Annotated in this window: 8 protein-coding genes; 3 read left to right on the top strand and 5 right to left on the bottom strand. The window is 49.9% G+C overall.

Annotated features, from left to right (window positions below; all coding sequences use genetic code 11):
* Positions 1 to 147: 147 nt before the first annotated feature.
* Positions 148 to 1497 (bottom strand): guanine/hypoxanthine transporter GhxP, encoded by a 1350-nt coding sequence (ghxP, locus tag OGY18_RS25280; RefSeq protein ID WP_003826632.1) that lies wholly within the window; start codon positions 1495 to 1497, stop codon positions 148 to 150.
* A 607-nt stretch (positions 1498 to 2104) separates the two neighbouring features.
* Positions 2105 to 2563 carry a redox-sensitive transcriptional activator SoxR gene (gene soxR / locus OGY18_RS25275; protein WP_003826630.1) on the bottom strand — a complete coding sequence of 153 codons (459 nt, stop codon included), beginning with the start codon at positions 2561 to 2563 and terminating at the stop codon, positions 2105 to 2107.
* Positions 2564 to 2649: 86 nt separating this feature from the next.
* On the opposite strand from soxR, the gene soxS reads away from it, so the two are divergent.
* On the top strand, positions 2650 to 2973 hold the full coding sequence (soxS, locus tag OGY18_RS25270) for a superoxide response transcriptional regulator SoxS (protein ID WP_003031731.1): 324 nt from the start codon (positions 2650 to 2652) through the stop codon (positions 2971 to 2973).
* A 2-nt stretch (positions 2974 to 2975) separates the two neighbouring features.
* Here the strand turns inward: soxS and pdeC are convergent, their stop codons facing one another.
* The gene (pdeC, locus tag OGY18_RS25265) at positions 2976 to 4562 is read right to left on the bottom strand and encodes a cyclic di-3',5'-guanosine monophosphate phosphodiesterase PdeC (protein ID WP_286554737.1); all 1587 of its coding nucleotides are present in this window, start codon (positions 4560 to 4562) and stop codon (positions 2976 to 2978) included.
* A 552-nt stretch (positions 4563 to 5114) separates the two neighbouring features.
* Here pdeC and OGY18_RS25260 point away from each other — a divergent pair.
* Complete coding sequence (locus OGY18_RS25260) at positions 5115 to 5396, top strand: YjcB family protein (RefSeq protein ID WP_003826625.1); 282 nt, start codon at positions 5115 to 5117, stop codon at positions 5394 to 5396.
* Positions 5397 to 5477: 81 nt separating this feature from the next.
* Here the strand turns inward: OGY18_RS25260 and OGY18_RS25255 are convergent, their stop codons facing one another.
* Complete coding sequence (locus tag OGY18_RS25255) at positions 5478 to 7787, bottom strand: autotransporter outer membrane beta-barrel domain-containing protein (protein ID WP_003826624.1); 2310 nt, start codon at positions 7785 to 7787, stop codon at positions 5478 to 5480.
* Positions 7788 to 8164: 377 nt separating this feature from the next.
* Positions 8165 to 8689, bottom strand: a complete 525-nt coding sequence (ssb1, locus tag OGY18_RS25250) for a single-stranded DNA-binding protein SSB1 (protein WP_003826621.1) — start codon at positions 8687 to 8689, stop codon at positions 8165 to 8167.
* Positions 8690 to 8940: 251 nt separating this feature from the next.
* Between ssb1 and uvrA the strand changes: the two genes are divergently transcribed.
* A complete protein-coding gene (gene uvrA, locus OGY18_RS25245) occupies positions 8941 to 11763 on the top strand; it encodes an excinuclease ABC subunit UvrA (RefSeq protein ID WP_061547501.1) in 2823 nt (940 codons plus the stop codon).
* Positions 11764 to 12404: the final 641 nt, after the last annotated feature.

Here is a 12404-nt window from a genome sequence, read left to right as displayed (position 1 = left end):
TTTGCGATGTTTCTTATGATTGCTAATGAGAGGCGTCGTGCCTCAATTCTATCTAATTGAGAGTAACGCAAAAGACAACGAGTGTGTTCTGAAAATGAAAACGGGCGGCCAAAGCCACCCGTTTTTAGGATCGTCAGAAAAGCAGAATCAGATTGCCCAACCGCCGGCGTAGAAGGCCACCAGCGCGATGGCGATCACCACAGTGCCGATGTTCAGCTTACGCCATTCACCAGAAACGATGCGGCCAATTACCAGGGTAGCAAAGCCAATCATGATGCCGGTAACGATGTTACAGGTCAGCACGATAAATACGGCCGTAACCAGTCCCGCCATCGCATCGACAAAGTCAGCAAAGTCGATTTTCGCGACGTTGCTCAGCATCAACAGACCCACATACATCAGCGCAGGCGCCGTTGCGTACACAGGTACAAGATAAGAGAGCGGAGAGAGGAACAGAATCAGCAGGAACAACACGCCAACGGTGATCGCCGTCAGGCCAGTTTTACCGCCAGCCGCCGTACCCGCTGCGGATTCAATGTAAACCGCCGCCGGAGCTGCACCCACCAGACCAGAGAACACGCTGCTCAGGGAGTCAGTGGTCAGCGCTTTGCCACCGTCAATAATCTGTCCGTCTTTATCCAGCAGATTCGCCTGTCCGGCTACCGCGCGGATGGTTCCGGTTGCATCGAAGACAGCGGTCATGACCAGCGCCAGCACGCTCGGCAGGACAATCGGGTTCAGTGCCCCCATGATATCCAGGCTGCCGATCAACGAGTTGCCGTTTTCATCACTCAGAGACGGCATAGCAAAAATGCCGGAGAAATGCACGGCCGGGTCGAAAATCAGACCAACCACGGAAATACCGATAATGGTCAGCAGAATGCCACCCGGTACTTTCAGTTTTTCGAGGCCAATAATCACCGCCAGACCAATCAGCGACATAATCACCGGGAAAGTATCGAAGTCACCCAGCGCAACCGGCAGGCCGTCCAGCGGGTTCTTAATCACCAGGCCAACACCGTTTGCCGCAATCAGCAGCAGGAACAGGCCGATACCAATCCCCGTACCATGCGCAACGCCCTGCGGCAGATTGCGCAGGATCCAGCTACGGATACCGGTCGCGGAAATGATGGTAAACAGGACACCCATCAGGAACACCGCACCCAGCGCAACCGGCACGCTAATATGTTGGCCCAGCACCAGACTGAATGCGGTAAATGCGGTCAGAGAAATGGCGCAACCAATTGCCAGCGGCAGGTTTGCCCACAGGCCCATCACGATTGAACCGACGCCTGCGACCAGACAGGTCGCCACAAATACAGCAGCAGGCGGGAACCCGGCTTTACCCAGCATCCCCGGAACCACGATAACGGAGTAGACCATGGCCAGGAAGGTCGTTAATCCGGCAACGACTTCCTGACGAACGGTACTGCCGCGGAGCGAAATTTTAAACCAGGCGTCGAGTGAACCGCCGGTACGCGCTGAAGGCGTAGACATAGAAAACATCCCCTGAGAGTTTATTTTTTCGTCATTATGCGTGCTGGACAATCCACTGCCTGCTAAACGTTTTCTCCATGTGCCAGGTTTGCGTCAATAGGGGTGTCGCAAAAAAGCAAACGTTTAGCTCCGCGCATAAAAAACGGGTGGTAAAAAAAGCAAACGATTATCCAGCGATCATACGCTGGTTTTCAACTGAACTTTGCCGCTTTTTACTCATTTCTTCTTATAACGCACATTAAATAACCAGTCGATGCGCAAACGTTATCGTCAATGCGCAATTTGGCAACAAATTTCGCGGAGTTATTACAACATCGGCGTGTTTATTTCGCGCAACTCGCGCAAGAAAATCGGTGAAGATGCGGGAAATTTTTTGGCTAAAAAATCATCATTTCACTGGCAAATGGAGGGAGGTGGCTTACACTTACATTATCAACACAGGCCGGAACCTCCCCTAATGTGCTCGACTGAGGGGTGTTGATGTCGGGGGAAATCCTCCCGTGAACCAGCGGGATAGAGTGAAAGACAAAGACCGGAACCAAACTAAAGCGCCCTCTGTGGCGCTTTAGTTTTATGCCCTTCATACCCATCACATATTTTAAACCAATTAATCATCTTCCAGCAGCCGCGCTCCGGTCCCCTGCTCGCCAAGCTGATCGCCTGGGTTACGCAACGGGCAATCGCTGCGTGACAAGCATCCGCAACCAATACACCCATCCAGCTCATCGCGTAGCGCCACCAAAGTATGAATGCGTCGGTCCAGTTCTTCACGCCATTGCGAAGAGAGCTGCTTCCACTCTTTGGCACTAAGCGAATGCCCCTCAGGTAATACACCTAACGCGTCACCGATCGTGGCCAGCGGGATCCCGATGCGTTGAGCAATCTTGATTATCGCGACGTAACGCAACACATCACGTTTGTATCGCCGCTGATTGCCGCTATTGCGCATGCTACTGATTAACCCTTTGCTTTCATAGAAATGCAGGGTCGATACCGCCACGCCGCTACGTTTGGCGACTTCACCTGGTGTGAGCAGCGCTTTTATCCGGGGTAATTTCTTTTCCATAAATCGCTTTACCTCAAGTTAACTTGAGGAATTATACTCGCCCACAGACAAAACGACGAATCGAATACTGAGAAAGAGGCAGCCCTATGTCCCATCAGCAGATTATTCAGACCCTTATTGAATGGATTGATGAACATATCGATCAACCGCTGAACATTGAGGCGGTGGCGAAAAAATCAGGTTACTCGAAGTGGTATTTACAAAGAATGTTCCGCACGGTGACGCGCCAGACATTGGGTGACTACATCCGCCAGCGTCGACTTTTGCTGGCCGCCGTTGAACTGCGGACGACTGAGCGACCTATTTTTGATATCGCGATGGATCTTGGTTATGTGTCGCAACAAACCTTCTCGCGTGTGTTTCGCCGCGAATTTGATCGTACTCCCAGCGACTACCGCCATCGTCTGTAAGATTATTGCCCGCTCTGCATCAGTATGGCGGGCGACCGTTGTATCCAGTGCATGAACTCCTGCGGCGGCAGCGCCTTCGCAAAATACCAGCCCTGACAATACTGTACGCCGCGTTCAAGCAGCCATTCGATTTGCTCCTTCGTTTCCACCCCTTCTGCAATTGTCTTCAGGTGTAAGCTTTGCGCCATTTCGATGATATGTTCGGCAATCAGGTGACTGGTGCTGTTACTGGACAGCGTGCTAATAAACGATTTGTCGATCTTCAGGATATCGATATTCAACGCGGACAAATTATGCAGATTGGAATACCCCGTGCCAAAATCATCAAATGCCACTTCATAACCCGCCTTGCGGAACGCCTGGATTACGGGGGTCATTTTATGTACATCTATGAACCCACGCTCGGTCACTTCGACTTTAATTTGCTGGGCCGCCACGGAGTACTCACGATTTTTGTCGTTAATCAGAGCAATCAATCGGGATGAATGAAAGTCAGAAGCGGAAAGGTTAATCGAGATAGAAAGCTGAGGATGCGCCGAAAGAAAATACCCCAAATCGTTGAACACCTCTTCAACGACATAATCCGTGATCCGCTCAATCATTCCCTCTTTTTCAGCCAGTGGAATAAACTCCGTCGGGCTCATCACCTCGCCTTTACAGCCCGGCCAGCGCAGCAGAGCTTCAGCACCAACACATTGCCCATTCTTAATATCAATAATCGGCTGGTAATGCAGGCAAAGCTGACGTTTTTTGATCGCGCGTTTTAATAAGCGCCGGGGAGATAAGTATTCCTGGCGCGTGCGCCACCACATTAGCAGTATCAGGATGCTGCAGATAATCCCGAAGGGAATGGTTAATGCCGCCTCGTGATAGAAAATCTGACTTACGCGGTTGTCTGAGGTCGACACAATAATCGCAATTGGACGTTTTTCTGAATGCACGATGGTGTAGAAGCGATCGTCTTGTTGAAAGGTCGAGGCTTCACCGCGTATGAGCGGCGCGAATTGCGCAATATTTGCCGCTTCGCTGGCAGAGAAAAACGTATCTGTTACTGTGTCATACACGCCCCATGAGAGATCCGGATCATCTGACATGACTTCGCTGTAGGACAATGGATTGATGACTGCGACGTAGTTCCCGCGTTGCATGTACGTCATTCTGTAGCCAGCGAAAAAAGGGGTATCGCGGTAGTAATAGATGGAGATATCCGGCGTACGTTTATAATCGGCTGTCGGCATAATATAAGTAACAGGCGGCGCCATCGACGTAGAGCACAAAAAGTGATCGCCCTGCGCATAAATTAGCTCACTGATATATAAACGACCGCGAATAATATTTAGCATACTTTTCTGATGTGCCGGGGTACACATCTTACCCTGATACAACTGGGCCATATCACGCGCCAAATCAGCTTGTAGGATCACCAATTCTGTTTTATTTAACACCAGTTGAGCAAAAGAGCGGAGTTGGCTATGGGTTTCGGTCATCGCCCGGATGTGTGCAAACCATATCGCCAGCACCACGGGGAACAATACCACCATGAATGTTCCCAGGAACTTCAGCAGCTTGCGTCGCGCTCTGTGATTCATGTCAGCCCTATTTCCCTGTTTCGTATATGCCAGAACCCATCAAGGCAGGATGCTATAAACACCGACTGATTAAGTTGCATGAATCTATCAGTATTAGCAACAGACTTCTCTATGTAAAAGTCTGATAATAGTTGATGATGATATTATTTTTCCGTAAGGCAAACTTAAAGTCATGCTTATTTCATAACGTTATTATCCCCAAGGAGTAATTTTTTATGAGCATTATCCTGGCTGCGTTTAAGAAATTCATTAAAGTTTTTTAACGTTTAATTTAGGATAAATATAACAAGTAGATTAAATGCATGTTTAAAGCATGGTTATTTTTTATCAACCCTTCATTAAATAAAGCCACACATTTAGAGTGGTTTTAGCCCTACAAAAATAACGTCCAATAGTGGTGAACAAACGACCAGTTGTGATATAGTTCACAAAAATCATGTAACAGAAACAATGTTTCATTCATGTTATTGCCCGTCGATAGCCAGAGTATCACACCCTCGGTGAACACCCCCGCGCTGTCCTGGGCATCCAGACTTTCTGAGGACGTTTTTCATGGCGACAATAACAACTGGCGTGGTTCTTCTGCGGTGGCAACTACTCAGCGCGGTGCTGATGTTTTTAGCCAGTACGCTCAATATCCGTTTTCGTAAATCAGATTATATTGGCCTGGCCGTCATTAGCAGCGGTTTGGGGCTGGTTTTTGCCTGCTGGTTTGCGACTGGATTGCTCGGCATAACCCTGGTGGATATGTCCGCTATCTGGAAGAACATTGAAACCGTGATGGTTGACGTGATGAGCCACACACCGCCAGATTGGCCGATGGTGTTGAACTGATCGTAAGAAAGCGTCCGACTGAACCCAGGCTTCAGTCGGACGCTCATTTTTAGGTTAAGTGACCCGATTCAAGGCTATGAACTACCACTCCATACGGAAACCCGCGTTAACCTGCCAGTTCATATCAATGTCACCTCCCGCCGACCTTTCCAGATCAACATACAACCGGGAGTTATTGTTCTGAGTAAGATGGATATTGGTACCTATACCATAGTTGATCCAAGAGTCACTTCCTCCTTCACTCACTTTCAGTGAGGCATCTTTACCCCAAACGATAACATCACGATCGCCAGCAAACTCATGCAGCAAATCCAGCTTCACGTAAATATCGCTATCCGGGCGCGATTCAAACCGATAACCTCCGCGCAATCCGACACGACCAATAACGCTGTCTATATCGTTTTGACGGACTTTCAACCCACTACTGGTGGTATAACTGGCCTCATCCAGATAGGTATACACCAGCTGACCTTGCGGTTCGATAAAAGTAGAGTTTCCTAAGCTAAACTCGCGACCGTATTCTGCACTGGCACTGATTGACCATGTACTGCTATCTGCAAAGCCAGAGTTGCCGTATGTGTTCCTGTAATTGAAGTCACTTTCATGGCGGCTATATTTCAGCACCAAATCCAGGTAATCTAGTTTCTCTGGACGATTCCAGGCAACATAAAGTGAACCACCATAGCTCTTGTTATCGCCAGTACCATAAGTGAAGTCTGCATTGCCTCTCATGTAATGCGCGGCGATCCCTCGCGTCCAGACAGACTCCTCGCCTTCTTCTTTGTTGTCATAGCCGAGTTGCCAGAAGCTATACAAGTTTTTGAAGTAGCTCCCTGTATCACTCTCTATTTCACCACCTTTATAGCGGATCCACAGACCATTTTGCTGCTGGTCCTTGCGGAGTTCGCCTAAACGCTTATTCAGGCTGTCGATTTCAAGACGGGCAGTTGCCATGGCGTAGTTCAGCCCGGCATTGGCTATCACGGTGTTACTACCTGCGCTGGCTTTCGTCGAAACACCCGTGATATACCAGTTGGTTCCGTACTGGCTTTGCGGATCGCCTTCACGAATATCAGAACGCAGCAGCGGTTTATAGTCATACACATACTCGTTCGTAATATCGACTTTATCGTACGCTTCGAACGCCACATTACTTGCCGCATCGGCAACCCAGATGTCTTCCTTCAAATCAGTGAGCTTGTTAATATTCAACGCTTCAATCGCATGTGTACCGCCGGTACTACTTTTAACAACCTCAATGAAGTCACTACCGTTGCGTCGTTGCTCATCTGTTTTATTAGTATTGACATCAATTAGGAAAATACCGTTATTCCCTTTCAAATCATGAATTTTAACGGTTTCGTTGATACTCTGGTTGGTATGTAGATTAAAACCATGTAGGTTTACCGTGCCGCCGTCTTTTAGGGTGATGGCACTGATTTCCGCATCTTTACCATCGGGGATCCAGTGGGCATTATTCACCAACGTAAGATTGAGATCGCCGCTCCATTTCCCGATTTTTTCATCAAAGTAATTAGCTTCATGTCCATGCCAGTATGAATCTGCACCATTAAGCGTAATATTCATTTGGCTTGTATTAGAATAAAGCTTATCGCCAAAGTCGAGGTTACCTAATAGATTAACCTTGTTGCCTCCGGCCTGATTAATATTAACGACGCCACCGTCTTTAGCGCTGACCGCATCACTTTTTGATGACCCTTTCGGGTAGCCACTATTGTTCTCCAGGAGTTCTTTAAAGTTACTGGCGTAGGTATTAATGTATATATCGCCACCGTTTGCCGTAATGGTTGAGCCCGCACCCCGCGCATAAATTCCGTTATTGGCCAACGTTGCATCTTCACCCTGTTTGGTGTGCTCAACCTCAGAACGAATGTACACATTGCCGTTGACGGAAACATCAGCGCCATCGCCTGCATATAATGCAGTATTGTTATGTGTGTACTTAGAGCCAATCAGGAAATTATTTTTAAGACTAAAATTGTCGACGGTCACTTTGGTATCATTGCCCTCAGCGGACAACCCAAAGAAGGCTAATCCAGAACGGTGATCCTGCTGCGTGGTCCCACCAATATTGACGTTGTAATTACCAATATGATATTCACCGCCCTGATCACTCGTGATGTTGCCAATCTTGACCTCAAGACCGTTACCTTCACCTCGCACAGGATTATCAACTTTCACCGTAAAATCGTAGTTGTTGTCACCTGCTATCGTATCTTTGATGCTAATACCCGAACTTTCAGGATTATCACCGATGTAGTTTAACTCATAGTTTTTAGCAATTGCTCCGCCAGAATATAGCGCATTACTTATGCTCACTGACAATGCTAAAGGCAATATTACCTTAGCATTATTTTTCCATTGATACATATATAGACTCCGAAACACAAAAGAATATAGAAATATCAAAACGATTATCAAACCCTCACCAATAGAAAGAGATCGGAGAACAATACACTTGTATCAATGATGAATTGACAATCTCAGAGCATTATTTAATGCAAAATATTACGCTGTCAATATTTTGTGACTTATTAAGCACATAAATTTAAGATATTTTATTTGAATTTGATTACTATCAATATTATTATATGCATCTATTAAAATGTTAATTATCCACAGTATTTATATTTCGATTTTTTCTTGCAAAACATTCGATTAATACATATGAGAAAATCGTCAAAAACAAAAAGCCCCATATAAAATGGGGCTTTTGATTCATTACGATAAGAATCGTTTGGTCACGATTAGAACGGAATATCGTCGTCGAAATCCATCGGCGGCTCGTTAGACGGCGCAGCCGGAGCTGACTGTTGCGGACGAGACTGCGCGCCGCCGCTGAACTGGTTGCCACCCTGCGGCTGCTGAGGTTGACCCCAACCGCCCTGCTGCTGACCGCCACCTGCCGGAGCACCACCACCCTGACGACCACCCAGCATTTGCATGGTGCCGCCAACGTTAACCACAACTTCTGTGGTGTACTTTTCTACGCCGGACTGATCGGTCCATTTGCGGGTACGCAACTGACCTTCGATATAGACCTGAGAACCTTTACGCAGATATTCGCTGGCCACTTCCGCCAGTTTGCCAAACAGCACAACACGGTGCCATTCAGTCTGCTCTTTCATTTCACCGGTCGCTTTATCACGCCAGGATTCGGAAGTAGCCAGCGTAATGTTGGCAACTGCGCCACCATTCGGCATATAGCGTACTTCCGGGTCCTGGCCCAGATTACCGACGAGAATCACCTTGTTTACGCCTCTGCTGGCCATGATCGTGTCTCCTGAAAAACGTTACTGAATAAGTGTAAGCGCGGGATTGTAGCATTTCCAATAGCGCTTTTACTACGTTGCGAAGTTGATTCCAGTAAACAACCCCAGCCAGACATTGTTGCACAGACGTCTGCGTTTTGCATTCCAATACTGTATATCCATTCAGGTCAGGTTGTGTCATAATTAACCGTTTGTGATCGCCGGTAGCACCATGCAGCCAGGCAAAAAAGCGTTTAATCCGGGAAAGATGAATGGATAAGATCGAAGTTCGGGGCGCCCGCACCCATAATCTCAAAAACATCAACCTCGTCATCCCGCGCGACAAGCTGATTGTCGTCACCGGGCTTTCGGGCTCAGGCAAATCTTCGCTCGCTTTCGACACCTTATATGCCGAAGGGCAGCGTCGTTACGTTGAATCCCTTTCCGCGTACGCGCGTCAATTTCTGTCGCTGATGGAAAAACCGGACGTCGACCACATTGAGGGGCTCTCTCCTGCCATCTCAATTGAACAAAAATCGACGTCCCATAACCCGCGATCCACGGTAGGTACAATTACCGAAATTCACGACTATCTGCGTCTGCTGTTTGCCCGCGTTGGCGAGCCGCGCTGTCCGGATCACGACGTTCCCCTGGCAGCCCAGACCGTAAGCCAGATGGTGGATAACGTCTTGTCGCAGCCGGAAGGTAAGCGTCTGATGCTGCTGGCACCGGTGATTAAAGAGCGTAAAGGCGAGCACACCAAAACGCTGGAAAACCTGGCAGGCCAGGGCTATATCCGCGCCCGTATCGACGGTGAAGTGTGTGACCTTTCCGATCCGCCCAAGCTTGAGCTGCAAAAGAAACACACCATTGAAGTGGTGATTGACCGCTTTAAAGTCCGTGACGATCTCACCCAACGACTGGCGGAATCCTTTGAAACCGCGCTGGAACTGTCCGGCGGTACGGCGGTGGTCGCCGATATGGACGACCCGAAAGCGGAAGAGCTGCTGTTCTCCGCCAACTTCGCCTGCCCTATCTGCGGCTATAGCATGCGCGAACTGGAACCGCGGCTGTTCTCGTTTAACAACCCAGCGGGCGCGTGTCCAACCTGTGACGGTCTCGGCGTGCAGCAGTATTTCGATCCTGATCGGGTGATCCAAAACCCGGAACTGTCGCTAGCCGGTGGCGCTATCCGCGGCTGGGATCGCCGTAACTTCTATTACTTCCAGATGCTTAAGTCTCTGGCAGAACACTATAAGTTCGATGTCGAAGCCCCGTGGGCCAGCCTCAACCCTACCGTGCATAAAGTGGTGCTGTACGGTTCCGGTAAAGAGAATATCGAATTTAAATACATGAACGATCGCGGTGATACATCCGTACGCCGCCATCCGTTCGAAGGCGTATTGCACAATATGGAGCGCCGCTATAAAGAGACGGAATCCAGTGCGGTACGTGAAGAATTAGCCAAGTTCATCAGTAACCGTCCTTGCGCCAGCTGTGAAGGGACGCGTTTACGCCGGGAAGCCCGTCACGTATTTGTTGAAAATACGCCGCTGCCTGCGATTTCTGACATGAGCATCGGTCATGCAATGGATTTCTTCAACAATCTGAAGCTTGCGGGTCAGCGGGCGAAGATTGCCGAGAAAATTCTTAAAGAGATTGGCGATCGTCTGAAGTTCCTGGTCAACGTCGGTCTCAACTACCTGACGCTATCGCGGTCGGCGGAAACGCTCTCCGGCGGTGAGGCTCAGCGTATTCGTCTGGCAAGCCAGATCGGCGCGGGTCTGGTCGGTGTAATGTACGTGCTGGATGAACCGTCTATCGGTTTGCATCAGCGCGATAACGAGCGCCTGCTGGGTACGCTTATCCACCTGCGTAATCTGGGTAATACCGTCATTGTGGTCGAGCACGATGAAGATGCGATTCGTGCCGCTGACCACGTTATCGATATCGGCCCGGGCGCGGGTGTTCACGGCGGCCAGGTCGTCGCCGAAGGGACGCTCGACGACATCATGGCTGTGCCTGAGTCGCTAACCGGCCAGTACATGAGCGGTAAACGCAAGATTGAAGTGCCTAAACAACGCGTTGCGGCTGACCCAGAGAAAGTGCTGAAGCTCACCGGCGCACGCGGCAATAACCTGAAAGATGTCACCCTGACGCTGCCGGTAGGTTTATTTACCTGCATTACCGGTGTTTCCGGTTCGGGTAAATCGACGCTGATTAATGACACTCTGTTCCCGATTGCGCAGACGGCGCTGAACGGTGCGACGCTGGCTGAACCTGCGCCGTATCGCGACGTTCAGGGCCTGGAACATTTCGACAAAGTGATCGACATTGACCAAAGCCCGATTGGCCGTACGCCGCGTTCTAACCCGGCAACCTACACCGGTGTGTTTACGCCAGTGCGCGAACTGTTTGCCGGCGTGCCGGAGTCACGTGCACGCGGTTACACGCCTGGGCGTTTCAGTTTTAACGTCCGCGGCGGGCGCTGTGAAGCCTGTCAGGGCGACGGCGTGATCAAAGTCGAGATGCACTTCCTGCCGGATATCTACGTGCCGTGCGATCAGTGCAAAGGCAAGCGCTATAACCGCGAAACGTTAGAAATTAAGTACAAAGGCAAGACTATCCACGAAGTGCTGGATATGACGATTGAAGAAGCACGTGAGTTCTTCGATGCCGTTCCGGCGCTGGCGCGTAAGCTGCAAACGCTGATGGACGTTGGCCTGACGTACATTCGACTGGGTCAGTCCGCTACCACGCTCTCGGGCGGTGAAGCACAGCGCGTGAAGCTGGCGCGCGAACTGTCCAAACGCGGTACCGGGCAAACGCTGTATATTCTCGATGAGCCGACCACCGGTCTGCATTTTGCGGATATTCAGCAACTGTTGGACGTGCTGCATCAGCTTCGGGATCAGGGCAACACCATCGTGGTGATTGAGCACAATCTGGATGTGATTAAGACCGCAGACTGGATTGTCGATCTCGGTCCGGAAGGCGGCAGCGGCGGCGGCGAAATCCTTGTCTCCGGCACACCAGAAACGGTCGCTGAGTGTGAAGCCTCACACACGGCCCGCTTCCTCAAACCGCTGTTGTAATTACGCAACACTTGTCTGGCCTACAGAATATGCATAAAGCCTGTAGGCCGGATAAGGCGCTTGCGCCGCATCCGGCAACCGTTGTGCCTGATAGCGCTACGCTTATCAGGCCTACAAAACTACAGACCAGGCATAAAACTTGTACGCCGGATAAGGCGCTTGCGCCGCATCCGGCAACGGTTGTGCCTGATGCGCTGCGCTTATCAGGCCTACGAAACTACAGACCAGGCATAAATCTTGTACGCCGGATAAGGCGCTTGCGCCGCAGCCGGCAACCGTTGTGCCTGATGGCACTGCGCTTATCAGCGCCTACGAAACTACAGACCAGGCATAAAGCTTGTACGCCGGATAAAGCGCTTACACCGCATCCGGCTACGGTTGTGCCTGATGGCACTGCGCTTATCAGCGTCTACGAAACTACAGACCAGGCATAAATCTTGTAGGCCGGATAAGGTGCTTGCGCCGCATCCGGCAACCGTTGTGCCTGATGGCGCTACGCTTATCAGGCCTACAAAACTACAGACCAGGCATAAATCTTGTACGCCGGATAAGGTGCTTGCGCCGCATCCGGCAACCGTTGTGCCTGATGGCACTGCGCTTATCAGCGCCTACGAAACTACAGACCAGGCATAAATCTTGTA

The organism is Citrobacter sp. Cpo142 (assembly GCF_030332425.1).
In the GTDB taxonomy this organism is placed as follows: domain Bacteria; phylum Pseudomonadota; class Gammaproteobacteria; order Enterobacterales; family Enterobacteriaceae; genus Citrobacter; species Citrobacter portucalensis.
This window is presented reverse-complemented; position numbering and strand designations above follow the sequence as displayed.

Excerpts from the sequence above, each read along its gene's own strand:
- OGY18_RS25255 (WP_003826624.1), bottom strand. The coding sequence starts at position 7,787 with ATGTATCAATGGAAAAATAATGCTAAGGTAATATTGCCTTTAGCATTG.
- ssb1 (WP_003826621.1), bottom strand. The coding sequence starts at position 8,689 with ATGGCCAGCAGAGGCGTAAACAAGGTGATTCTCGTCGGTAATCTGGGC.
- ghxP (WP_003826632.1), bottom strand. The coding sequence starts at position 1,497 with ATGTCTACGCCTTCAGCGCGTACCGGCGGTTCACTCGACGCCTGGTTT.
- uvrA (WP_061547501.1), top strand. The coding sequence starts at position 8,941 with ATGGATAAGATCGAAGTTCGGGGCGCCCGCACCCATAATCTCAAAAAC.
- soxR (WP_003826630.1), bottom strand. The coding sequence starts at position 2,563 with ATGGAAAAGAAATTACCCCGGATAAAAGCGCTGCTCACACCAGGTGAA.
- pdeC (WP_286554737.1), bottom strand. The coding sequence starts at position 4,562 with ATGAATCACAGAGCGCGACGCAAGCTGCTGAAGTTCCTGGGAACATTC.
- OGY18_RS25260 (WP_003826625.1), top strand. The coding sequence starts at position 5,115 with ATGGCGACAATAACAACTGGCGTGGTTCTTCTGCGGTGGCAACTACTC.
- soxS (WP_003031731.1), top strand. The coding sequence starts at position 2,650 with ATGTCCCATCAGCAGATTATTCAGACCCTTATTGAATGGATTGATGAA.